Annotated in this window: 17 protein-coding genes and 1 tRNA gene; 6 read left to right on the top strand and 12 right to left on the bottom strand. The window is 52.4% G+C overall.

Annotated elements, in window-relative coordinates:
- From AC1VYI_RS23980 to AC1VYI_RS23970, 3 genes are all read right to left on the bottom strand, one after another.
- The gene (locus AC1VYI_RS23980; RefSeq protein ID WP_126303915.1) at window positions 1–870 is read right to left on the bottom strand and encodes a toll/interleukin-1 receptor domain-containing protein; all 870 of its coding nucleotides are present in this window, start codon (window positions 868–870) and stop codon (window positions 1–3) included.
- Window positions 871–1,563, bottom strand: coding sequence for an abortive infection system antitoxin AbiGi family protein (locus AC1VYI_RS23975; protein WP_226483387.1), 693 nt, complete (start codon window positions 1,561–1,563; stop codon window positions 871–873). It abuts the gene before it with no gap.
- 122 nt (window positions 1,564–1,685) lie between these two features.
- A tRNA-Sec gene (locus AC1VYI_RS23970) sits at window positions 1,686–1,780 on the bottom strand.
- 287 nt (window positions 1,781–2,067) lie between these two features.
- Here AC1VYI_RS23970 and AC1VYI_RS23965 point away from each other — a divergent pair.
- Window positions 2,068–3,459, top strand: a complete 1,392-nt coding sequence (locus AC1VYI_RS23965; RefSeq protein WP_134866964.1) for a glycoside-pentoside-hexuronide family transporter — start codon at window positions 2,068–2,070, stop codon at window positions 3,457–3,459.
- Between the two features lie 12 nt (window positions 3,460–3,471).
- Window positions 3,472–5,790, top strand: coding sequence for an alpha-xylosidase (yicI, locus tag AC1VYI_RS23960; RefSeq protein ID WP_134866963.1), 2,319 nt, complete (start codon window positions 3,472–3,474; stop codon window positions 5,788–5,790).
- A 157-nt stretch (window positions 5,791–5,947) separates the two neighbouring features.
- Here yicI and AC1VYI_RS23955 read toward each other — a convergent pair whose 3' ends face one another.
- Window positions 5,948–7,636: an AsmA family protein gene (locus AC1VYI_RS23955; protein ID WP_226483388.1), complete on the bottom strand. Its 1,689-nt coding sequence runs from the start codon at window positions 7,634–7,636 to the stop codon at window positions 5,948–5,950.
- Window positions 7,637–7,755: 119 nt separating this feature from the next.
- Window positions 7,756–9,147 (bottom strand): nucleobase:cation symporter-2 family protein, encoded by a 1,392-nt coding sequence (locus tag AC1VYI_RS23950; RefSeq protein ID WP_134866962.1) that lies wholly within the window; start codon window positions 9,145–9,147, stop codon window positions 7,756–7,758.
- 225 nt (window positions 9,148–9,372) lie between these two features.
- Here AC1VYI_RS23950 and gltS point away from each other — a divergent pair, with 225 nt between their 5' ends.
- Window positions 9,373–10,575 carry a sodium/glutamate symporter gene (gene gltS / locus AC1VYI_RS23945; RefSeq protein ID WP_023309880.1) on the top strand — a complete coding sequence of 401 codons (1,203 nt, stop codon included), beginning with the start codon at window positions 9,373–9,375 and terminating at the stop codon, window positions 10,573–10,575.
- Between the two features lie 2 nt (window positions 10,576–10,577).
- Here gltS and recG read toward each other — a convergent pair whose 3' ends face one another.
- From recG to gmk, 5 genes are read right to left on the bottom strand one after another with little or no spacing between them, the layout of a single operon-like run.
- Complete coding sequence (gene recG / locus AC1VYI_RS23940) at window positions 10,578–12,659, bottom strand: ATP-dependent DNA helicase RecG (RefSeq protein ID WP_045354720.1); 2,082 nt, start codon at window positions 12,657–12,659, stop codon at window positions 10,578–10,580.
- Between the two features lie 3 nt (window positions 12,660–12,662).
- On the bottom strand, window positions 12,663–13,352 hold the full coding sequence (trmH, locus tag AC1VYI_RS23935) for a tRNA (guanosine(18)-2'-O)-methyltransferase TrmH (RefSeq protein WP_045354723.1): 690 nt from the start codon (window positions 13,350–13,352) through the stop codon (window positions 12,663–12,665).
- A gap of 4 nt (window positions 13,353–13,356) precedes the next feature.
- Entirely contained in the window at window positions 13,357–15,471 is a 2,115-nt protein-coding gene (spoT, locus tag AC1VYI_RS23930) for a bifunctional GTP diphosphokinase/guanosine-3',5'-bis pyrophosphate 3'-pyrophosphohydrolase (protein ID WP_023309883.1), read from the bottom strand.
- Window positions 15,472–15,490: 19 nt separating this feature from the next.
- A complete protein-coding gene (gene rpoZ / locus AC1VYI_RS23925; RefSeq protein WP_000135058.1) occupies window positions 15,491–15,766 on the bottom strand; it encodes a DNA-directed RNA polymerase subunit omega in 276 nt (91 codons plus the stop codon).
- Window positions 15,767–15,820: 54 nt separating this feature from the next.
- On the bottom strand, window positions 15,821–16,444 hold the full coding sequence (gene gmk / locus AC1VYI_RS23920; protein ID WP_010426438.1) for a guanylate kinase: 624 nt from the start codon (window positions 16,442–16,444) through the stop codon (window positions 15,821–15,823).
- A gap of 251 nt (window positions 16,445–16,695) precedes the next feature.
- Here gmk and ligB point away from each other — a divergent pair, with 251 nt between their 5' ends.
- Window positions 16,696–18,366 (top strand): NAD-dependent DNA ligase LigB, encoded by a 1,671-nt coding sequence (gene ligB / locus AC1VYI_RS23915; protein WP_134866960.1) that lies wholly within the window; start codon window positions 16,696–16,698, stop codon window positions 18,364–18,366.
- Between the two features lie 2 nt (window positions 18,367–18,368).
- Here the strand turns inward: ligB and AC1VYI_RS23910 are convergent, their stop codons facing one another.
- Window positions 18,369–18,986 carry a trimeric intracellular cation channel family protein gene (locus tag AC1VYI_RS23910; RefSeq protein WP_023309885.1) on the bottom strand — a complete coding sequence of 206 codons (618 nt, stop codon included), beginning with the start codon at window positions 18,984–18,986 and terminating at the stop codon, window positions 18,369–18,371.
- A gap of 960 nt (window positions 18,987–19,946) precedes the next feature.
- On the opposite strand from AC1VYI_RS23910, the gene AC1VYI_RS23905 reads away from it, so the two are divergent.
- A complete protein-coding gene (locus AC1VYI_RS23905) occupies window positions 19,947–20,561 on the top strand; it encodes a hypothetical protein (RefSeq protein WP_223862641.1) in 615 nt (204 codons plus the stop codon).
- A gap of 3 nt (window positions 20,562–20,564) precedes the next feature.
- Window positions 20,565–21,692 carry a helix-turn-helix domain-containing protein gene (locus tag AC1VYI_RS23900; protein WP_032175747.1) on the top strand — a complete coding sequence of 376 codons (1,128 nt, stop codon included), beginning with the start codon at window positions 20,565–20,567 and terminating at the stop codon, window positions 21,690–21,692.
- A gap of 52 nt (window positions 21,693–21,744) precedes the next feature.
- On the opposite strand, the gene AC1VYI_RS23895 is transcribed toward AC1VYI_RS23900, so the two are convergent.
- A complete protein-coding gene (locus AC1VYI_RS23895) occupies window positions 21,745–23,541 on the bottom strand; it encodes a hypothetical protein (RefSeq protein WP_053263784.1) in 1,797 nt (598 codons plus the stop codon).
- Between the last annotated feature and the right edge of the window lie 61 nt (window positions 23,542–23,602).

Raw genomic sequence — 23,602 nt, 5'->3', positions numbered from 1 at the left:
CTAATTTTTAGGCTTTGGTTTTCGTAATACATCTTTCATATGTTTTAAGGTTTCTGTAACAATTGCGCTTGTATTAATCAGAATATTCCTTCCAGTATCTTCACCTACTCTTCGAGTTCCTATTCTGACATTATAATTCTCATTCGGTTCATTCCCATCTAGTATACATCTATATATTTCTTCCTTTTCAGAGGATAAGACTTGTCTAAGCTCCCCTTTTGTCTCAAACATTGCATTTAGACTTTCGATAACATTCATCTTCGCAAAGTCAATTCCCTTTTTCTTTGCTATCTCGTGGAAAATATCTGTAGCATATTCATTCGCTAATATTTCAATGTTAATCAAACAGGTAAAAGGGAGTTTCAAAGGGTGTTGTACGTAATTTAATACAATTGCAAGTTGTCCATTGACATCACCATGATCAATTGACCAGTCGGTAACACATTCAGGATCCTGGATACTTCTATTAAGTGATGGGCTTATGATTTTTGCAATACTTTCAATTATCTGGGTAAAGCCTTGATCAAAGTTGTTGCGAAAATCAGCATACATTTTACCTCTGGCAAATATAGGCATAGTACAATCTTCAAGTAAAACGGGGAGCACAACAACTCTTTTCTCTTCAAGTTCTCTTAATAACCCTGAAGACAATTCTTTTTTACACCATTCTGAGGATGTAGATGCTTTTGACAGAATAACTAATAAAGCGCTTGCTCCATCCAATGCATCTTGTACTTTATCGAGAATAGTATCCCCTACAGACAATTCCCAACGATCTAACCAGATGTTTATGTTTCTATTGATAAGTTGTAGAGCTAACTTGTCAACAAATTCTTTATCTTGATGCGAATAACTTATGAAAATAGGCATTTATTCACTCCTTTCAAATGTAGATGTTTGCCATGTTGATATTTTAATTTTACCCGCAAGTTCTGGTAAACTCTCTTTCAGAAGCTCAATAGTATCTTCACTTGTATAAATCCATTTAATATCATCAAATTCAAATGGTAGTTTATACCGAGCAATTCTAGAATTATATTTGTCTTTGTTTTTTTTATAGGCTGAGTAATTTACTGAAATTAAGTTTCCACCAATTTGTTTTTTTGATGGAACGAAGCGCCATTCATTTTCCTCATAAAATTTATAATCTTTTTTATTTGCCCAGCTATTAAATCCAACTGCATTTTTAGTGAAGCACTTTATTTTAATAATTGCTAGTCTCAATTTTGATGGGAGTTTATTAAGAGTGTTTCTCCTTGCTTCTAGCAAATCTTCAAGACCCGAAGAAGCAAAAGAATCGTTGTTCATATATATAACTGGATTCACTTGACTTCTTATTGCCCAGTCGCTTTTAAAAGCTATTCCGTACTGTCCATAACTTATTGTTCTACCTAATAATTCATCTTCTCTGAATTTACTAAATGAGACCATGGGATGGGCAGCGTTAGATGATATTCTTTTATTTTTATTTGAGAACTCTTCACCACAATACTTAATTAGGAGGCCTTTATCTTTCAGAATTGACTCTATGTTTTCATAACTACTTGTAAAGTGAACGAGCATGCGAGTTCCCTTAAAATGTCTTTAAAAATAAGTATGTATTGTAGGGGAAAAAGAAATTAATAAATATCTTATATGAACAGTTGGCAGGACAAAGCAGCATTTTGCGCAGAAATGTAAAATTTTGGCGGAAGATCACAGGAGTCGAACCTGCCCGGGAACGCTGGCGTCCCCAACTGGATTTGAAGTCCAGCCACCTCACCGGAGATGACGATCTTCCGCGCCTCGATTGCTACATGGAGGCGGGGCGCATTATAGCTACTTTCAGGCATTTACCACATCCCCCCGCACACTTTTTTCACCTCTCTTTTGACCTGTACCCCCCTGTTTCAGCTAATTCTTAAGAAAATCCTCAGGTTAGCCTTTCGTGCTCACCAGTATTTACCGCGATCACAAAAAACAAGAAACGTAATCTGCTAACCAGAAAACGCAATACCCGCTCCTGAAACAATGGTTTAAAACTCTGTAACCGGTCTCAGCGCCCCCTACAGCGTGAAGGATAAAAAAATGAGCGAAGTATTGTCAGTAAAAGAGAAGATTGGCTACGGCATGGGAGACGCCGCCAGCCACATCATTTTTGATAACGTCATGTTGTACATGATGTTTTTCTACACCGATATTTTCGGCATACCTGCCGGGTTTGTCGGCACCATGTTCCTGCTGGCGCGCGCGCTGGATGCGATCTCCGACCCGTGCATGGGGCTGATTGCCGACCGCACCCGCAGCCGCTGGGGCAAGTTCCGTCCGTGGATTTTGTTCGGCGCCATCCCGTTCGGCATCGTCTGCGTGCTGGCCTACACCACGCCGGACCTCAGCCTCAACGGCAAAATGGTTTACGCCGCTGTTACCTACACGCTGCTGACCCTGCTCTATACCGTGGTCAACATCCCCTACTGCGCGCTTGGCGGCGTGATCACCAGTGACCCGACGCAGCGTATTTCCCTTCAGTCCTGGCGCTTTGTGCTGGCGACGGCGGGTGGAATGCTCTCCACGGTGCTGATGATGCCGCTGGTCAACCTGATTGGCGGCGACGACAAAGCCTTTGGATTCCAGGGCGGGATTGCCGTGCTGTCGGTGGTCGCGTTCCTGATGCTGGCATTCTGCTTCTTCACCACCAAAGAGCGCATCCAGGTGCCGCCGAGCACCACCTCCATGCGTGAAGACCTGCGTGATATCTGGCACAACGACCAGTGGCGTATTGTTGGTGTGCTCACCATCCTCAACATCCTTGCCGTCTGCGTGCGCGGCGGCGCGATGATGTACTACTGCACCTGGATCATGGGCTCGCCGGAGGTGTTCGTCGCCTTCCTCACCACTTACTGCGTCGGCAACCTGATCGGCTCCGCGCTGGCGAAACCGCTCACCGACTGGAAGTGCAAGGTCAGCATTTTCTGGTGGACCAACGCCGCGCTGGCGGTGGTCAGCGTGGCGATGTTCTTCGTGCCGATGCACGCCACCGTGCTGATGTTCGCCTTTATCTTCGTCATCGGCGTGTTGCACCAGCTGGTGACGCCGATCCAGTGGGTGATGATGTCCGATACCGTCGACTACGGCGAATGGACCAACGGTAAGCGTCTGACAGGAATTAGCTTTGCGGGCACGCTGTTCGTGCTGAAGCTCGGCCTGGCGCTGGGCGGAGCGATGATCGGCTGGATGCTGGCAGGCGGCGGCTACGACGCGGCAGCCAAAACTCAGAACAGCGCGACCATCAGCATCATTATCGGCCTGTTTACCCTGGCTCCGGCGGTCTGCTACGTGCTGAGCGCCATCATCGCCAAACGCTACTACACGCTGAAAACCCCTTTCCTGACCAAAATCCTGGGCGAGCTGGCGCAGGGCGCGCGCCGCAATCAGAAGGAGTTTGAAAACCTGCCGGTCAGCAAAGAATTACAGAACTAAGAGGACGAGAGTATGAAAATCAGTGATGGAAACTGGCTTATTCAACCGGGCCTGAACGTGACGTATCCGGTTCAGGTGTTCGACGTGGAGCAGCAGGGCAACGATCTGGTGGTGTTTGTTGCGCCGCGCGACGTGCGCGAGCGCACCTGGCAGCTCGACACGTTGATGTTCACGGTGCGCCTGTTTGCCCCGCAGGAAGGGATTGTCGGGGTGCGCATCGAGCACTTCCAGGGCGCGCTGAATAACGGCCCGCACTATCCGCTGAACGTTCTGAAAAACGTGAAGGTAGAGATTGAAAACACCCCCGATTTTGCCGAGCTGAAAAGCGGAAGCGTCAGCGCGCGCGTCACCAAAGGCGAGTTCTGGGCGCTGGATTTCCTGCGTAACGGCCAGCGCATTACCGGCAGCCAGCTGAAAAACAACGGCTACGTGCAGGACAGCAATACCGACCGCAGTTACGTTTTTGAGCGTCTGGATCTGGGCGTGGGGGAAACGGTCTACGGTCTGGGCGAGCGCTTTACCGCGCTGGTGCGCAACGGCCAGACGGTCGAAACCTGGAACCGCGACGGCGGCACCAGCACCGAGCAGTCCTACAAAAACATCCCGTTCTACCTGACCAACCGCGGCTACGGCGTGCTGGTGAATCATCCGGAAAACGTCTCGTTTGAAGTCGGCTCCGAGAAGGTCTCCAAAGTGCAGTTCAGCGTGGAAGGGGAATATCTCGAATACTTCGTGATCGACGGCCCGACGCCGAAAGAGGTGCTGAACCGCTATACCCGCTTCACCGGCCGCCCGGCGCTGCCGCCTGCGTGGTCGTTCGGCCTGTGGCTCACCACCTCGTTCACCACCAACTACGACGAAGCGACGGTCAACAGCTTTATCGACGGCATGGCCGAGCGCGACCTGCCGCTGCACGTGTTCCACTTCGACTGCTTCTGGATGAAGGCCTTCCAGTGGTGTGATTTTGAGTGGGACCCGGTGACCTTCCCGGACCCGGAAGGGATGATCCGCCGCCTGAAGGAGAAAGGGCTGAAGGTCTGCGTGTGGATCAACCCGTACATCGGCCAGAAATCCCCGATCTTCCGGGAGCTGAAAGAGAAGGGCTACCTGCTCAAGCGCCCGGACGGCTCTCTGTGGCAGTGGGACAAATGGCAGCCGGGGCTGGCGATTTACGACTTCACCAACCCGGAGGCGTGCCAGTGGTATGCCGATAAGCTGAAAGGCCTGGTGGACATCGGCGTCGACTGCTTCAAGACCGACTTCGGCGAGCGTATCCCGACGGACGTGCAGTGGTTCGACGGGTCCGATCCGCAGAAGATGCACAACCACTACGCCTACATCTATAACGAGCTGGTGTGGAACGTGCTGAAAGAGACTGTGGGGGAGAAAGAGGCGGTGCTGTTTGCCCGCTCCGCGTCCGTCGGTGCACAGCAGTTCCCGGTGCACTGGGGCGGCGACTGCTACGCCAACTATGAATCGATGGCCGAAAGCCTGCGCGGCGGGCTGTCGATTGGCCTGTCCGGCTTCGGGTTCTGGAGCCACGATATCGGCGGGTTCGAAAACACCGCTCCGGCGCACGTCTACAAACGCTGGTGCGCGTTCGGGCTGTTCTCCAGCCACAGCCGCCTGCACGGCAGCAAATCCTACCGCGTGCCGTGGGCGTACGATGACGAGTCCTGCGACGTGGTGCGCCACTTCACGCAGCTGAAGTGTCAGCTGATGCCGTATCTGTATCGTCAGGCGGCGCTGGCGCGCGGGTTCGGTACGCCGATGCTGCGGGCGATGATGCTGGAGTTCCCGGACGATCCGGCGTGCGATTACCTCGACCGCCAGTACATGCTGGGGGATTCGGTGATGGTCGCGCCGGTGTTCTCCGAGGCGGGCGACGTGCAGTTCTACCTGCCGGAAGGACGCTGGACGCACCTGTGGCACAACGACGAAATTCAGGGCAGCCGCTGGCATAAGCAGCAGCACAATTTCATGAGCCTGCCGGTCTACGTGCGCGACAATACGCAGCTGGCGCTGGGTAACAACAACCAGAAGCCGGACTACGCGTGGAATGAGGGGACGGCCTTCCAGCTGTTTAACCTGGACGACGGCGCAACGGCGGTGAGCCAAGTGCCTGCGGCGGACGGCTCCGTGGCGTTTACGCTGAAGGCGTCACGTCGGGGCGACATCGTGACCTTTACCGGTGCGGGAGACGCACAAAACTGGTCGGTGTGCTTGCGCAACGTGCAGAAGGTGAGCGACGTGAAGGGCGGTTCACACGAGGGCTGCGAGTGGGGTGTGGTGGTGAAAGCCGAGGGGGATGAGGTGGTGGTTCACTTCTGAGCTGGAAAAATGCCCGGTGGCGCTTCGCTTACCGGGCCTACGATAATTATGCGGTCTGGTGCCCTCACCCTGACCCTCTCCCACAGGGAGAGGGAACAAACATCAAAAACGGCAACAGGGTTGCCGTTTTGCATTTACCTTGCGCCACCCGGCTTGTTTATTGCACCGGTGTTGAAACCACTCCGCCCGTCATCGTCTGCTGTACCTGCTGTTTATCCATATTCACCGCGTTCAGCTTGCCGTTCACCGTTGGCTTAAGTGGGGCATTCGCCTGCACGCTACCGCTGGCGGTGAGCTGAATATTGCCGTCGCCCGCAATCGGCAGCGCAGGCCAGCCCCACTGCTGCAGCACGTTGAGCGGTACGCCGCGCCCGTTCAGGCTCACCGTAGTCTGCCGCTGCGGAAGCTGTGAAACCGTCGCCGTTGCTTCAAGAATACCTTTCTCGGTAAAGGCGCTAAGGTCGGTAATGTTCACCGTGGCGGCGTTCGCATTCAGCGCGAGCGACGGACGGCGCACGTCGACGCGGTTAAAGGTCGCCGCCGCGCCGTTCAGGGTCGCGCTGCCGCCCCAGACGCCCCACTGGCGATCTTTCACAAGCTGCAGGTTTGCGCCATAGCCATCCAGAGAGGTGATCTGCCACGGGAAGGCAGGATCGATGTCGATCACCAGGTTACGGCTCAGGCCGAATTTTTGCAGCGTGACGCTGTTCAGCCATTCCGGTAGGGGCTCCATCCAAAGCGTTTTCCAGTTCTGCGGCAGGGTGTACTCCAGCCCGGCGATGGCAACATCGTCCAGCACCAGCGCTTTACCGCCGCGCAGCCAGTTACCGGACGTGCGCACCATGCCGCCTTCCCAGCGGGAGGTGAACTGACGCAGCGCCATGCCCTGCGGGGAAAACTCCGCATTCAGGATCGGGTCGAAAAGATGCAGCGAGCCGTAGATAAACTCGCTGGCGTTCATGGACAGGCGGCCTTCCTGGCTCTGCCAGTCGCCTTTGCTGAGAGTCAGGTTGCGCAGGCTTAAGTCGAGATCGGTCACCGCCCAGTCCGGGCCCTGAAGCCGGGCGTCGGTCACGTCCAGACGACCAATTTGCAGAGAAGGGATGGAGGCCAGTGGCGCGAAGAACGCCATCAGCGTTTTATCGCTCTGCAGGCGGATCTCATTCAGGCGCATCGTGTCGATAATCCAGCTCCCGTCGGCGTTGCGCAGGGCGGAGCCGGTAAGCGAGCCACGGGCCATATCGGCGCCAATCGTTTTCAGCACCACTTCCCTGCCGTTAAGCTGGCCCTCGATCAGCACGTTGGTTGCCGGTACGCCGTTCAGGGTCAGCGAGCCCGCGCTCATCTGGATCTGCGCGTTGTTCCCCAGCACGTTGCCCGCTTCCGGCTGCCACGGGCTGACGCCGCCCGTGACCTTTTGCGCGCTCAGGTCCCATTCGGTATTCGGGCTGTTAAACGCCATATTGTTCAGCTGCAGGCGATCCGCCTGGAACGGCAGCGGTGCCGTTTGAGGCGAGAGATTCAGCGTGCCGTCGAACAGGGTGATGGTGTCCATATGCAGCGGATCGGTTATCTGGCGGCTGCTCAGGCCGATATCGACTTTTTTGGCAACCAGCGTGGCGGGTTTACCGTCCCGACCGAAGGTGACGTTTTCCAGAATGATGTGGGAAGGCGACGAAAAGCGGTGATTCATCTTGTCGAAACTGAGTTCGTAGTCGGTATTCACCGTCACCCAGCTGCTGACCTGAGACGCGCCCCAGCGGGTCTGGAGCAGAATATAGAGCGCCAGCAGCACAATGAGCAGGGCTACCAGAAGATAGACGAGTAGCTTTCCAATAAATTTCATGGTCTTCCATCCCGCAAAACGCACATAAGGGAGTTATGCACGATTTATGCGCAATCCTCAAGGCGGGAATGGTGTAATTAGATGTCACGGCAGGCATTGACTACCTGCCGTGAAGATGATCAGTTCTTTTCAGGCGGGAAAACGAGGTTCAGAACGATAGCGGTGATACCGCCCGCGGCAATGCCGGAAGAGAGCAAGTTTTTCACCCAGTCAGGCGCAAACTGCAGGATCAGCGGCTGCTGGGACACGCCCAGGCCAACGGCCAGCGACAGCGCGATAATCATGATCGCGCGGCGGTTCAGCGGCTCGCGGGAGACAATACGCACGCCGGAGGCCGCGATAGTGCCGAACATCACCAGCGTCGCGCCGCCCAGCACTGGCTCAGGGATATGCTGCACAAAGCCGCTTACCGCCGGGAACAGGCCGAGAACGATCAGCATCAGCGCCACCACAAAACCGACGTAGCGGCTGGCAACGCCGGTCAGCTGGATCACGCCGTTGTTCTGACCGAAGCAGGAGTTCGGGAAGGTGTTGAATACCGCAGAGACAAATGAGTTCAGGCCGTTCGCCAGCACGCCGCCTTTGAGGCGCTTCATGTACAGCGGGCCGGACACCGGCTGCTCGGAGACGTCCGAGGTGGCGGTGATATCACCGATGGTCTCCAGAGAGGTGATCATAAAGACCAGCATCAGCGGCAGGAGCAGGCCCCAGTCAATGCCCAGTCCGTAGTACAGCGGCGTAGGAACGACGATCAGCGCGCTGTTGGTCGGCGCGGTGTTCTCCGGCAGCATGCGCAGCGCCCACGCCAGCAGGTAGCCCGCCGCCATGGCGATCACCAGCGAGGCGACGCGCAGGTAAGGGTTACGCTGACGGTTAAGCAGAATAATGATCGCCAGCACGACACCCGCCAGCAGCAGGTTTTTCGGCGCGCCGAAGGTGTGGTCGCTCATTGCGGCATAGCCGCCGCCGATGGACGTCAGGCCCACCTGGATCAGCGACAGGCCGATAATCATCACGACCACGCCGGAAACCAGCGGGGTGATGACGCGGCGAGCCAGATGCAGAACGCGGGAGATCACCATCTCCGTACAGCTGGCCAGCATCAGCGTGCCGAACAGCGCCGCCATCATGGTCGGAACATCCGCACCGCCGGTTTTCAGCGCCGCACCGCCCATGATCAGCGGTGCCACGAAGTTAAAGCTGGTGCCCTGAATCGACAATAATCCCGACCCCACCGGACCCCACGCTTTAATTTGAATAATCGAGGCCACGCCGGAGGCGAAGAGAGACATGCTGATAATGTGCTGCGTGTCCTGCGCCGGTAAGCCGAGCGCCTGGCAAATCAGCAGCGCCGGGGTGATCACCGCAACAAACATTGCCAGAAGATGCTGGCAGGCGGCGAAAAGCGTTTGCGGCAGCGGCGGGCGGTCTTCAAGGCGGTAAATCAGTTCGCTATTTTGCTTCTGCGCAATCGGTTGCGCATCAGGCGACTCTATGGTGTTAACGGACATCGGCGGCAATCCCACGGTGGAAAAGCGGGCATTTTATCTGACCACCTGGTAAAAGCAAACGATTGCCAGCAAAAAAAGGGAAGAAAATCTGCTGCTGTGAGCAGGTTTTCTACAACGCGTGGGGAAAAAAAATTACACTTTTTGCGCCGGGAGCTCATGAAGAGCGCAACCCGGCCCAGGATAACGCCGCGTGTGTATGGAACACGCGCATTACAGGAGCCTTTTATGATTCATCTCGATACGTTGTCGACCCTTGTTGCCGCAACGCTGGTTCTTCTGCTTGGTCGCAAGCTGGTACATAGCGTTTCCCTTCTGAAGAAATACACCATTCCTGAACCTGTCGCCGGTGGCCTGCTGGTGGCGCTGGCTCTGCTTATACTGAAAAAAAGCATGGGCTGGGAAATCGATTTTGATATGTCCCTGAAAGATCCGCTGATGCTGGCCTTCTTTGCCACTATCGGCCTGAACGCCAACCTGGCGAGCCTGCGCTCGGGCGGTAAGGTGCTCGGCGTATTCCTGATTGTGGTGGTGGGGCTGCTGCTGATGCAAAACGCCATTGGCATCGGCATGGCAACGCTGCTGGGGCTGGATCCGCTGATGGGATTGCTGGCGGGGTCGATTACCCTTTCGGGCGGTCACGGAACCGGGGCCGCGTGGAGCAAGCTGTTCATCGAGCGCTATGGGTTTGAAAATGCGACGGAAGTGGCGATGGCCTGTGCGACCTTTGGCCTGGTTCTGGGTGGCCTGATTGGCGGCCCGGTGGCGCGGTATCTGGTTAAGCACTCCACCACGCCGAACGGCAGGCCTGACGATGAGCTGGTGCCGACCGCGTTCGAAAAGCCGGACGTCGGGCGCAGCATTACCTCGCTGGTGCTGATTGAAACTATCGCGACGATCGCCATCTGCCTGACCGTGGGCAAAGTGGTTGCGCAATGGCTGGCGGGTTCCGCATTTGAACTGCCGACGTTTGTCTGCGTGCTGTTTATCGGGGTGATCCTGAGCAACGGTCTGGCGCTGATGGGCTTCTACCGCGTGTTTGAACGGGCGGTATCGGTGCTCGGCAACGTCTGCCTGTCGCTGTTCCTGGCGATGGCGCTGATGAGCCTCAAGCTGTGGGAACTGGCTTCGCTGGCGCTACCGATGGTGGCGATTCTGGCGGTACAGGCGCTGTTTATGGCGCTGTACGCCATGTTCGTGACCTGGCGCATGATGGGCAAAAACTACGATGCGGCGGTGCTGGCGGCGGGTCACTGCGGGTTTGGTCTGGGGGCCACTCCAACGGCTATCGCCAATATGCAGGCGATCACAGAACGGTTCGGGCCATCGCACATGGCGTTTCTTGTGGTCCCGATGGTTGGCGCATTCTTCATTGATATCGTCAACGCGCTGGTGATTAAGCTGTATCTGATGCTGCCGATGTTTGCCTGAAATCAGGCGTTGGAATAGCGCTCGGTTTCCGGCATCCAGCGCTCAATTAACGCTGCCGCCTGTTCGGGGTAGCGTTCATGAATATGGCGAGCCAGGCGCTGAACTTCTGGGATCATGGCCTGATCGCGCAGCAAATCCGCCACTTTGAACTCGGCGTTCCCCGTCTGACGCGTGCCCAGCAGTTCGCCCGGGCCGCGGATCTCCAGGTCTTTTTGCGCAATCACAAAACCGTCGTTGCTGTCGCGCAGCACCTGAAGACGCATCTGGGCGGTTTTGGAAAGAGGCGCTTTGTAGAGCAGAACGCAGTGGGACGCAACCGCGCCACGGCCGACGCGCCCGCGCAGCTGGTGGAGCTGGGCAAGGCCGAGACGCTCCGGGTTTTCGATGATCATCAGGCTGGAATTCGGGACGTCCACGCCGACTTCGATCACCGTGGTGGCGATCAGCAGATGTAAATCACCCTGTTTGAACGACTGCATCACCGCCTGTTTTTCAGCGGGCTTCATGCGTCCGTGAACCAGACCCACGTTCAGCTCCGGCAGCGCCAGCTTAAGCTCTTCCCACGTGGCTTCGGCAGCCTGCGCTTCCAGCAGTTCAGATTCTTCAATCAGCGTACAGACCCAGTAGGCCTGACGCCCTTCCTGGGTGCAGGCGTTGCGCACGCGGTCAATGATATCGCTGCGGCGCGTGTCGGGAATGGCGACCGTGGTGACCGGGGTACGGCCCGGCGGCAGTTCGTCGATGGTGGAGGTATCCAGATCGGCGTAGGCGGTCATCGCCAGGGTGCGCGGGATCGGCGTGGCGGTCATGATCAGCTGATGCGGGTGGAAGCCCTGCTGCAGCCCTTTCTCCCATAATGCCAAACGCTGATGCACGCCGAAGCGGTGCTGCTCGTCGATGATCACCAGCGCAAGACCGTTAAACTGCACCTGCTCCTGGAAGATAGCGTGCGTGCCGACAATCATCTGCACCTGCCCACTGGCAATAGCCTCCTGTTGCGCAAGGCGCGCTTTGCCTTTTTGCTTCCCTGCAAGCCAGCCCACTTCAATCCCGAGTGGCGCAAACCAGGCGCGGAAATTGTTGGCGTGCTGTTCAGCCAGCAGCTCGGTCGGCGCCATTAGCGCCACCTGTTTACCGTGGGCAATCGCGCGCAGGGCCGCCAGGGCGGCAACCAGCGTTTTACCGGAGCCCACGTCGCCCTGCACCAGGCGCATCATCGGCACGTCGAGCGCCATATCGCGTTCAATCTCGGCGGTGACGCGCGCCTGCGCGCCGGTGGGTTTAAACGGCATAGAGGCCAGCAGCTTATCTTTGAGCTCATCACGAGGGCTTAAGGGCTGGGCGTGGAAACGCTGCGCGCCCGCGCGAAGCGCCAGCATGCTCAGGTTATGTGCCAGTAATTCCTCAAGGATAAGACGCTGTTGGGCGGGGTGTTTGCCGCTTTCTAAATCGCTGAGCTGCAGCGTTGGCGGCGGTCGATGCAGGGTTCGCAGCGCCTCGGGCAGGCTCATCATGCCCTGCGCCAGCTCGGGCGGCAGCAGCTCGGTAATTGCGCAGGTATCCAGCAGCTCCAGCGCCTGATCGGTGAGCTTACGCAGCGTCGCCTGCTTGATGCCTTCGGTCGTCGGGTAAACCGGGGTAAGCGTCTCCTGCATTTCCGGCGTGCTGAGATCGCCCTGCACGCGGTACTCCGGGTGGATCATCTCTGCGCCGTATTTCCCGCGTTTGGCTTCGCCATAGGCCAGCACCCTGCGGCCCGTCGCCAGGCTGTTTTTCATCGCCGCGCTGAAGTTGAAAAAACGCATGGTGAGAATGCCGGTGCCGTCGCTGATCTGGCAGGTCATCATCCGGCGTCCGCCGAAGGTGATGTTGCAGTTCAGGACTTCGCCTTCAACGGTGGCGTAAATGGCGGGAAGGAGATCGCCAATCTTGTAGAGCTGAGTGCGGTCTTCGTAACGCAGGGGGAGGTGAAGCAGGAGATCCTGCACGGTGTGCAGGCCAATTTTTGCCAGCTTATTGCTTTGCGCCGCGCCCACGCCTGTCAGGCTGTTAAGCGGGATGGCATCCAGCAGGCGGCCTTTCATCGCTTACCCGGCGTACTGCATGGTGGCCCACCACTCGGCATCGGCTTCAATTTCGCCCTGCGCATTGACGTGGGGGTAAGGCAATTTTTTCTGCTTCGCAACGCGAGCCAGCACCGGATAACCACCTTCAAACAGCAGGCGCTGCTGTTCATCTTCCGGCAGCATGCTGTTGCTGCGCTCGTACATCCCGGCGTTCTGACGCTGACGCTGCGCTTCATACAGAATGAGTGCGGACGCCACGGAGACGTTCAAAGATTGCACCATGCCGATCATCGGAATGATAATGTCACGATCCGCCAGATCCAGCGCTTCCCGGGAGATCCCGGTTTTCTCCTGACCCATCAAAATGCAGGTCGGGCGGGTGTAGTCGATCTCGCGGAAATCTACGGCTTTAGCGGACAGGTTAGTGGCAAGGATCTGCATCCCGCGCCCTTTCAGGTGCGATACGGCTTCGCCAATGGTGTGATGATTTTTGACAGACACCCAGCTGTTGCTACCTGCCGCCGCCGAGACCGTATTGCGCATACGGCCATCCGGCCAGACGGCGTGCACTTCATGCACACCGACGGCATCTGCGGTACGAACGATAGCAGAGACGTTATGAGGTTTGTGCACCTGCTCCATGCAGACCGTCAGGTCAGGCTGACGCCTGGCGAGCATTTCGCAGATACGTGCATAACGTTGTGAATTCATAAACCTAGTTTCGGTTTCGGGTGACTTTAATCACGTCCGGCATGACGCGGATCTTGCGCATAATATTCGCCAGATGCACGCGGTCGCGGGCGGTCAGACGAATAAAGGCGCTATACACGCGGCCATCTTTTTCTTCCGTATTCAGGCTCTGAATGTTGGAAGAAGCCGTGTTGATCGCTGCCGTCAGGTTCGCCAGGGCACCCTGGTGGTTGAACATATCCACCTTAATTTCGGTGATAAATTCCTGCGCCGTCTCTTTATCCCACTCGACCGCCATAAACTTCTCGGCCTCTTTCTGGTAGCCGCGAATGTTACGACAGGACTCGTGGTGGATAACCAGCCCTTTACCCGGGCTGACGTGCGCAATAATCGGGTCGCCAGGGATTGGACGACAGCATTTTGCGAAGGTGATCAGCACCCCATCCGCGCCTTTAATCGGCAGGTGTCCGTGGCTTTGCGTGGTTGCAGGCACCGCTGTCGTGTCGCCTTGCTGCAGGTTCTTCGCCACCACCACGCTCATGGCGTTGCCGAGGCCAATCTCTGCCAGCAGGTCATCAAGCGACGCGAGCTTCATGCGCTCCAGCTCGCGCTGGACGTTCTCCTGCGGAATTTCAGCCAGCTTACGGCTGCCGCCCAACGCGTGGTTGAGCAGACGACGCCCCAGGCTGACGGAATCATCACGCTTGAGGTTTTTCAGCAGCTGGCGAATTTTGGCGCGTGCTTTGGAGCTCACGACAAAGTTCAGCCAGGCCGCGTTCGGACGTGCGCCCGGCGCAGTAATAATTTCTACCGTCTGGCCGCTGGAGAGCGGCTGAGAGAGCGGATAAGGCTGTCTGTCGACGCGCGCGCCGACGCAGGCATGCCCGATATCGGTGTGCACGGCGTAAGCGAAGTCGACCGGCGTTGCGCCCGCAGGCAGTTCGACAATGCGGCCTTCTGGGGTGAAAACGTAAATCTCATCCGGGAAGAGATCGGATTTAACGCTCTCGATAAATTCAAAGGAGCTACCCGCACTCTGCTGAAGCTCCAGCAGGCTCTGCATCCAGCGCTGGGCGCGGATTTGTGCGGTCGTGCTGCTTTCGCCACCGTGCTCTTTATACGCCCAGTGTGCGGCAACACCCATCTCTGCCATCTGGTCCATGTCTTCGGTGCGAATTTGCACCTCAACAGGCACGCCGTGCGGACCGATCATCGAGGTGTGCAAAGATTGATAGCCGTTCGCTTTTGGGATAGCGATGTAATCTTTCATGCGCCCCGGACGCGGTTTGTAGAGGCTGTGCATCTGCCCCAGCACGCGATAGCAGGTGTCCGAGTCGTGGACGATCACGCGGAAAGCGTAGATATCCATGATCGAGTGAAAACGCTGCTCTTTGAGCACCATTTTGCAGTAGATGGAGTACAAATGTTTTTCGCGACCGCTGACGCGGCACGGGATTCCCGCTTCCTGTAAGCGCCCTTCAATTTCCGAGAGGATTTTTTGAATCATCTCTTTACGGTTACCGCGTGCGGCTTTCACCACCTCTTTAATCACGCGATAGCGGTTCGGGTACAACGCTTCAAAACCCAGCTCTTCCAGCTCGGTTTTAATGTGGTGAATACCTAAACGGTGCGCCAGCGGACTGTAGATTTCGAGAGTTTCACGGGCAATGCGGCGACGTTTATCCGGGCGAAGTGAGCCCAGCGTGCGCATGTTGTGGGTACGGTCAGCGAGTTTGATGAGAATGACGCGGATATCCTGCACCATCGCCATAATCATCTTGCGGAAGTTTTCGGCTTGCGCCTCTTTCTTGTCGCGGAAATTCAGCTTATCAAGCTTAGAGACCCCTTCCACCAGTTCGGCAACGCTTTTGCCAAACAGCTGTTCCATGTCCTGATAAGTGGCAGGGGTATCTTCGATCACGTCATGCAGCAGAGCGGCCATCAGCGTTTCGTAGTCGAGTTTCATCTCGGCCAGAATACAGGCCACCGCTACCGGGTGCGTGATATAGGGTTCACCGCTTGAACGTGTCTGGCCCTCGTGAGCGTCACGTGCAACGAGATACGCCTGCTGAAGACGCTTAATCTGGTCTTCAGGCAGGTAGGTTTGAATCAGTTGATTCAGGCTTTCAAACAGATACAAGGGCGACCCGCAGGTTTAATTAACGACGACCTTCAGCAATAGCGGTTACGGCCTGCAGTTCTGCGGCTTCCTGCTCTTGCTGCTCCTGGCGCTCACGCACGTCGAGGATCTGGTTGTTGATCAGACCTTCTTCGATTTCGCGAAGTGCAATAACGGTGGTTTTATCGTTTTCTTCCGGTACCAGCGGATCTTTACCGCCTACCTGCATCTGACGAGCGCGACGCGCGGCGACCAGCACCAGGTCAAAACGGTTACCAATTTTCTCTACAGCGTCCTGAACAGTTACGCGTGCCATACTTAAAATGCTCCACAGGTGAAGAAATGACTGGGCATGATACTGAAAGTGGGTTCAGTCTGCCAACAGTTTGGTGATTAATGCGTCATGTCGCTGCTTCTGGCGGCTCATACGCAGACGTTCTGCACGAAGAATGGTTTTGAGATCGCTCAGCGCGGCATCAAAATCATCGTTCACAATAAGGTAATCATATTCCGCGTAATGGCTCATTTCTGCAACAGCCTGTTCCATACGCTTTGCGATCACTTCTTCGCTGTCCTGACCGCGGCCACGCAGGCGGCGATCCAGCTCATCTTTCGATGGCGGTAAAATAAAGATACTGCGCGAGTCAGGCATTTTCTTGCGAATTTGCTGTGCGCCCTGCCAGTCGATATCCAGGAACACATTCACGCCCGTGGCCAGAACCTGCTCAATGGTTTCACGCGAGGTACCGTAGTAATTACCGAATACTTCAGCGTGTTCAAGAAACGCGTCTCTGCCGATCATCGCTCTGAATTCGTCGTGATCCACAAAGAAATAGTGTTCACCGTGCACTTCACCCGGACGCGGCGCTCGCGTGGTGTGAGAAACAGAAACCTGTGTGTCGTACAACGGTTGGGTTTTTAACAGTGCCTGAATAAGGCTGGATTTACCCGCGCCACTAGGGGCAGAAACAATATAAAGCGTGCCTTGAGCCATGAGAGTCTTTTGTATGTGTTAACGAAGAAGTCCTACATACGGGCTTATTATACACGTCACCGCCGTGTGACGTAGCCTTTGTCACACTTTTTCCCCTGGATTATTAAATTTTGCGTGCCGTTTTCAGGTTTTATCCGTGGTTTTCAGCAACCAAAAGAAACACCGGATAGCGTCTCGCATTGTGAAACGTTGCCGTTAGCGTTGTTTCAGGCATCCGGGTATACCTCCTGCAATGCAAAGGAGGGGGAGCGATGTGGCGATGGATAAGCGGGTTAATGCTGTTGTGGTGTGGCTATGGCGCGGCGGTGTGTCCGGTGTGGTCGCAGGCAAAAGCAGAAAAAGAGATGGCGTCGTTAAGCGCGCAAATCAAAGGCTGGGATGAGGCCTACTGGAAGCAGGGCGTGAGCGAGATCAACGACGAGGTTTACGACCAGCTTCACGGGCGGTTAACGCAGTGGCAGCGCTGTTTTGGCAGCGAGCCTTCAGAAGAGAAACTCCCGGCGCTGGTGGGAAGCGTAAAGCATCCGGTTGCCCATACGGGCGTACATAAAGTGGCCAGCAAAGAGGAGTTGAGACAGTGGATGCGTGCCCGACAGCATCTGTGGATGCAGCCGAAAGTTGACGGTGTGGCGGTGACGCTGGTCTATCGCAACGGAAAGTTAACCCAGGCTATCAGTCGCGGTGATGGCCTCAAAGGGGAAGACTGGACCGGGAAGGTACGTTTAATCCCGTCTGTTCCGCAAAATATCACCGGCGCGCTGGCGAATAGCGTCTTACAGGGCGAGCTTTTCTGGTTGCGTGACAACTATATTCAGCAGCAGATGGGCGGAATGAACGCTCGCGCAAAGGTAGCGGGGGCGATGATGCGGCAAAAGGATAACTCGCTATTGAGCAAGATCGGCGTATTTATCTGGGCCTGGCCGGACGGACCGAAAGATATGCGTACCTCTTTAGCTGAACTGTCTCAGGCCGGTTTTACGCTGTCGGCACGGTACACGCTACCCGCCGAATCTGTCGATGCCGTCGAGAAGCAGCGCGCGGCCTGGCACGTGACCGCATTACCCTTTGCCACGGATGGCATTGTGGTGCGTTCGGAGGATGAACCTGCGGGCGAAGAGTGGTTACCGGGAGAAGGCCACTGGGTTGTCGCGTGGAAATATCCTCCCGCAGCTCAGGTCGCTGAGGTGAGTGATATTCATTTTTCCGTGGGGCGCACGGGCAAAATTTCCGTTGTAGCAGCGCTGGAGCCCGTGCAACTGGATGATAAACAGGTGCAGCGGGTGAGTCTGGGCTCGGTTGGGCGCTGGCAGAATCTGGATATTGCTCCAGGGGATCAGATACAAATCAGCCTGGCCGGGCAGGGTATACCCCGGTTTGATAAGGTGCTCTGGCGCGGGACCGACAGACATAAACCAGAGCCACCGGCCTCACGCTATCATGCTCTTAGCTGTTTCTATGCTTCGCCGGAGTGTATGGAGCAGTTCTTTGCCCGTCTGACCTGGCTCAGTTCAAAGCAGGTACTTGATATTGAAGGAGTAGGCGAGTCAGGCTGGCGAACCCTCTGGCAGGCGCATCATTTTGAACATCTCTTTTCATGGCTGTTATTAACGCAGGCGCAGCTGCAGGCTACACCGGGGTTTTCCTCAGCACGCGGGCTGGCGCTCTGGCACCGATTTAATCTGGTGCGCGAGAAGCCGTTTATCCGCTGGCTCATGGCAATGGGTGTGCCATTGACCCAGGCTTCGCTGAAGGCGATGGGAGACATATCGTGGCAGAAGATGAGCGGGCGCAACGCAAAGGACTGGCAGACCCTGCCGGGAACAGGAGAGGAGAAAGCGCGACAAATCGTTAACTGGATTCACGCCCCTCAGATAGATGTGCTGGCGAAATGGCTCGCTGAACAGCACATCAACGGGTTCTGAAGCTAGTGGGCGCTGTGTTTGTAATGAAAAACGGGCAGCCCGAGCTTCAGACGCAGCGCCAGCATGCGGGCCGTAAAGCCAAACAGCAGCGTTGAGATGACCACCACGTCATGGTTTGAAACGTAATGCTGCAGAGCGATATAGAGCACCGCTGCCGCAAAGGAGATGCCGGCATACAGCTCTTTTTGAAAGACCAGGGGGATGCGTTTGCAGAACATATCGCGCAGCACACCGCCGAATACGCCCGTGACCACGGCGGCGATGGTGGCGATAACGGGTCCTTCCCCCATATCGAGCGCGATTTGTGCGCCGATGATCGAAAAGACAATCAGCCCCAGCGCATCAAGCACCAGAAACAGGCGGCGAAGATGGGGCATAACGGGCGCCACTATGGTGGTTAACACGGCGGCCGTCGCCACAGTAATCACGTACTCAGGGTGTTTAACCCAGCCGAGCGGGTAATGGCCAAGCAGAATATCGCGCACGGAACCGCCGCCCAGTGCGGTCGCCGTAGCAATAATGATCACGCCGAAGGTGTCCATACGGCGACGTCCGGCGGCAAGCGCGCCGGTCATGGCTTCTGCGGTGATGCCAATGAGATAAAGGATGTGAAGCAGCATATACCCTCCGGTGTGAACGTGGGGGAGGTTAGCGATTTGTGCGCAAGATCACGATTGAGATTTTCTAAGGCGAGTCAGTTTGCACTATAAATTTTTATCAAGTTCTATAGAGAAAGCTTGATGGAGGGCGGTAAAGCGACAAAATTGGCGTTAGGATGGATTAGAAATAGTAATGGGTGGTGCGGTCGACACCACCCGAAAGGCATTACTCGATTGAATCTGAATATTGAGTGATTGTGTGTTTGCGTTGATTTTATTATGTTTTTAATAATCTATTTTTTCGTTAAGTACACTCTTAAGTACACGAGAAAAGAAAGTGTTCATTGCAGTTGGGGAAATCGGTTCAGTAAGATGAAGTAACAAGTGCGGATTGTTGGCATACTTTACATTTTGCAATTTTAAGAGAGGGCTCAGTAAGGCCTCCTCCTTGCCATTCTGTATGAAAATGTTGGAAAGAGCCTCCACTTTGCCAATGAGAGCCGCCCCAGTTAGAACCTTTATCTAGTATTGCCAGAGTTTCTACAATCTCGCAATTCGGACATTTTAGTGTATATGTCGATTTATCTATGATTCCCAAATGTCTTCCTTAGCACGTAGCTTAATGCTCTCAGAGCAGAATCGTGTTTAACGAATTTAGTTTGCACCATGAGATTTTGTAGGTGCTGCACTAACTGGTCAACGTTTTCTTACCTAATCGTATGGTTTTGCACTCGATCGATGAGTGCTTTGGTCATATCGGTATCAGGTTCTGCTCGAATTCAGTTTCTGAGTGTGTATTGTTCTGACTAAAACATAAAAACGGCTATTAATTATATGTTTATCATCAGTATTGACAAGATTGCGAATCGGTTACTTTTTTAATGTCACTTGACAAATATCGAAAAATGCAAGATTATTGCTAGGTATTTCACCAAATCCCATCAAGGGCTACGTAACTCTACGCATGAGGTCTTTTTTATAATGAAGCAACCGTGGGAGCTAAACCCAGCTCTAACAATAGAGCGACTTAAACAACTTGCATCCCTAATTCGAAATGTCAGGGATGATGTGATTGATTTACATAATGAAGAGCTTGGTGATTCTGCTCGTTCAACTGGGTTGAGGGCCTATGAATGTTGCCGAACGAGGATAATTCGTGCTGCAACTCAATATGAAGAGTGGCCCTGGCTTGGCATAGTGAAAGACGATGGGAAATTTACCTTTTCTATTGATTCAGTGCCAGTCCGTTTGTACCGGGGAGGCCCTAATCGCCCGGAAGAGCGTAGGCTGATACCTTGCGTAGAAGCGCTGAGTCAGATGAGTTTATTGCCTGTTGAAGTAGGCAACGCTGCTTCAGTTATTTGGTTTTTTGCTGTTGAAGTTGATGATTTCCGCTATGTTGAGCGTGTAACCTTTACTGGCTTTTTAGAAGGCGTGCAGGTTTCATGCTGGGAAATTCCTTTGGATGAAAGGGTTCCTGCTTTCAGCTCCATTGATACCGAATTACCTGAGCCAGTCAAAACTCAGAAAGCATCAATCTCTGTTAAAAGGAAAGATAAAAAGGCCGAGAATGATGACTCGAATAATGGTTCGTAAGTTATGGCTATAGAATTTTATGGCGAACGGCTTCGGCTCGCTCGTTTGTTAAAAGGGTATACTCTGCAAGAGCTTGGTGATGCTGTTTGCGTGACCCGGCAAAGTATACATCAGTACGAAAGTGACGTTCGGGCACCAGCTGATGACGTGCGGAATGCATTGGCAGAGTTTCTTCAGGTTTCCACCGATTTCTTCGGGATACCTCTTTCTGGTGACGTTAAGCCAGAGCAATGCCATTTTCGCAAAAGACAGACAACGCCTGCAGGTGTTAAAGAGCGGGTTCAGGCATACAGTACTATTCTTGAGCAACTCGTTGCTGAGCTGCATGAACACCTAGATATGCCCGAGAACGGTTTTAATTTGATTGATAATAGTAAGATTGTAGAATTAACACCTCCATTGATAGAAAAGATTGCTGAGGGGGCCCGTATTCGTTGGGGGCTAACACCTGATGCCCCTATAGATAATATGGTTAATGTTGTTGAAAATCAGGGAGCAATTGTTACCTGTTTTGATGGCGTGTCTGAAAAAGTTGATGCTTTATCTGTTAATAGAAAATTCCCTATAATAATTCGCAACACTGCGAAAGAAAGTGCCTGCCGAATGCGTTTTGACTTGGCTCATGAATGTGGTCATTTAATAATGCATGATGGTATTGAGACTGGATGTAAAAAAACAGAGCGAGAGGCTGATGCTTTTGCTAGTGCTTTCTTATTTCCTAGAAAGTCTTTTGCCAGAGAATTTCCGTCCTGCTTAGGTGTTGGCGGAATGATTGACTGGAAAAAAGTGTATGCTTTAAAAGCTCGATGGAAAGTTAGTGCTAAAGCAATTATTTATAGAGCACATTTCTTGGGATTTATTAACGCCCAGCAATATAGAAGCGCTAATGTTTGGTTCAGTCAAACACGACAAACAAAAAAAGAAAAACTGGACGATCAAATTCCGTTAGAAGAACCTCATGTTCTTGAGGAAAGTTTAACTATTTTGAAAGAACATCTGGGTATATCTTTCGGCATGTTAGCTGAAAAGATTAAAATCAAACCAGAATTATTGGCAGATATATCAGGTGTTAAATACGTACCTGACATAGATGATGGCTATGACGATATTGTTGTTCCATTCAAGTTTTGACGTTTTATTGTCCTCTATGGCCCTTAATATTTAAGGGCCTAAACTTTCTCTCTCACTCTGAGCAGTAGATAATTGGGATTGCGTTTACTTCTTTTACTGCATGAGAAAAAGATGACAATATCCATAGCAATTGAGTAATGTGCCCATTCACCTTCTCACCTCTGGATATTTTATTAAACTCATCCTTTATTTCATTCTTTGATACAAAGGAACAGCTCAGAATGCATTTTCTATGCAATTTAAAATCCTTTAAAAGATTAGAAATATATTCATCCAGACCATTTGAGTTGCCTTTTCTGGTCCTTTTTATATTTGTCTCACCTTTAGTTGAATTATATTTCTCTACAAATTTAGCTTCGAATTTTTTCATAAAATCAGCTTTACTAAAATTCATGTAACCTAAGTTTTTTACCGCTTGTCCGACAACATCATGCAAGTTACTAGCGGAAGTACTAACCGGTCCATGCTTCGAATGAATGAAATTGATGCATGAGTCACCTTTATTAAAGGTTATGTGATCAGCCCATTCATTACCTAAATCATCGCAAAAAACATAGTCATCATTTTTATGTATCTTCTCAACTAGATTAAACATTGACCCTTTCGAAAATTGGACACTGGTTTTCCTGAAATTACCTTTTTCACTAGTTACGGAATCCATATTTTCCACGGGTCTTAACATATCTAATATACTATTTATTTCTGCGATGCCTGAATCATCTTGAAAACAGTTTCCAATAAAATACATATAGCGGGGATCATCAAAAGTTATACTATAAAATCCATTTTTAATTATATAGCTTTGTAGCGTAACATTACTTCCTGATACATTTACTTTTAATGATCTCAAGAATGAGGAGTCGAAGGTTAAAGTTTTATTATTTATTCTGATAAATGCCCGGCCAAATTTAGTTGTTATTTTTCCTTCTGAATCGATGGCGTAAACTCTTTCGAGATGCTTTATCAATCGCTCTAATTCCTTCGTTTTTAGTTCAACCTCTATTCCTTTTTTGTTTTCATATCTAATTTTAATATCATCTTCGATGAGTTGGTCATATAAAGATGAGCTTTCAATTAAAATTGCATTTGGTTTTGAGTGCTCAAGCACTTCATGAAGTTTCTTCTGCTTAGCAAATGCATCTAAAAAATCCTTTTCGCCCCCACCATCTTTTATTAGAGAAAGTTGATTGTAAACCCAAAGAGCTAAGTTATCAAAGTTAATTCTATTAGATGACTCGACTAAACGCCCGGTTCCTGAAATAGTTCTTACAGTTGATCCTTGTCTGAATTTCAAGAATAGCGGTATTGATCTTCCAGCAGCATGAGTAGAGAAAGTGCCCTTTAAATCCGGAGCTTCATAAGATCGCTGCCTTATTGCTTTGTCCGATACCGTCATGTTTCTTAAGGATATTCTTTGGAAAGAAACATCAGAATCATTGAAAGTCTCAGCTATCATTGTGTTAGTAATCAGGTCAAAGTTTTTCTCAATTTTTTCAGATATATTAGAGCAGCTTTTTTTGATTATACTAATGTGATTTTCAAATTCAAAAATAATAATAAACGCATGAATTCTGTCATATAGGCCAAGCTCACCTTCATCTTTCCCAATGAAGTAAACTGGCCTGATCGTGGGGAATATCCTGACTGAATATAAATAAGGGATATCTTCATCAATTAAATGGCTTCGAGTTCTAAATTCATTTAGTATATATAGAGCATCAGGTTCAATATTGTCATCAGAAGCATTTAATATATCCAAGATAAATACATCTTCTATTGGAGGTAGTGGTTCATTTCCCTTGGAAATATAAAATTGTGCATTTTTGGTTAATTCTAACTTCTCAAGCATCGTAGTATCCTTTAAAGATAAAAATACAAAATATATTCGAGAAATAGTTCAGTGAAGGTAA

It is taken from the genome of Enterobacter sp. QK-SA4 (genome assembly GCF_056856775.1).
The sequence above is the reverse complement of the archived record's forward strand: the minus strand, read 5'-3'. Positions and strand labels throughout refer to the sequence as shown.

What these genes read in the sequence shown, in the direction of transcription:
- gmk (WP_010426438.1), bottom strand. Translation starts at nt 16,444, where the DNA reads ATGGCTCAAGGCACGCTTTATATTGTTTCTGCCCCTAGTGGCGCGGGT.
- ligB (WP_134866960.1), top strand. Translation starts at nt 16,696, where the DNA reads ATGTGGCGATGGATAAGCGGGTTAATGCTGTTGTGGTGTGGCTATGGC.
- AC1VYI_RS23905 (WP_223862641.1), top strand. Translation starts at nt 19,947, where the DNA reads ATGAAGCAACCGTGGGAGCTAAACCCAGCTCTAACAATAGAGCGACTT.
- AC1VYI_RS23910 (WP_023309885.1), bottom strand. Translation starts at nt 18,986, where the DNA reads ATGCTGCTTCACATCCTTTATCTCATTGGCATCACCGCAGAAGCCATG.
- AC1VYI_RS23975 (WP_226483387.1), bottom strand. Translation starts at nt 1,563, where the DNA reads ATGCTCGTTCACTTTACAAGTAGTTATGAAAACATAGAGTCAATTCTG.
- recG (WP_045354720.1), bottom strand. Translation starts at nt 12,659, where the DNA reads ATGAAAGGCCGCCTGCTGGATGCCATCCCGCTTAACAGCCTGACAGGC.
- yicI (WP_134866963.1), top strand. Translation starts at nt 3,472, where the DNA reads ATGAAAATCAGTGATGGAAACTGGCTTATTCAACCGGGCCTGAACGTG.
- trmH (WP_045354723.1), bottom strand. Translation starts at nt 13,352, where the DNA reads ATGAATTCACAACGTTATGCACGTATCTGCGAAATGCTCGCCAGGCGT.
- AC1VYI_RS23900 (WP_032175747.1), top strand. Translation starts at nt 20,565, where the DNA reads ATGGCTATAGAATTTTATGGCGAACGGCTTCGGCTCGCTCGTTTGTTA.
- AC1VYI_RS23980 (WP_126303915.1), bottom strand. Translation starts at nt 870, where the DNA reads ATGCCTATTTTCATAAGTTATTCGCATCAAGATAAAGAATTTGTTGAC.
- AC1VYI_RS23955 (WP_226483388.1), bottom strand. Translation starts at nt 7,636, where the DNA reads ATGAAATTTATTGGAAAGCTACTCGTCTATCTTCTGGTAGCCCTGCTC.
- AC1VYI_RS23950 (WP_134866962.1), bottom strand. Translation starts at nt 9,147, where the DNA reads ATGTCCGTTAACACCATAGAGTCGCCTGATGCGCAACCGATTGCGCAG.
- rpoZ (WP_000135058.1), bottom strand. Translation starts at nt 15,766, where the DNA reads ATGGCACGCGTAACTGTTCAGGACGCTGTAGAGAAAATTGGTAACCGT.
- gltS (WP_023309880.1), top strand. Translation starts at nt 9,373, where the DNA reads ATGATTCATCTCGATACGTTGTCGACCCTTGTTGCCGCAACGCTGGTT.
- AC1VYI_RS23895 (WP_053263784.1), bottom strand. Translation starts at nt 23,541, where the DNA reads ATGCTTGAGAAGTTAGAATTAACCAAAAATGCACAATTTTATATTTCC.
- AC1VYI_RS23965 (WP_134866964.1), top strand. Translation starts at nt 2,068, where the DNA reads ATGAGCGAAGTATTGTCAGTAAAAGAGAAGATTGGCTACGGCATGGGA.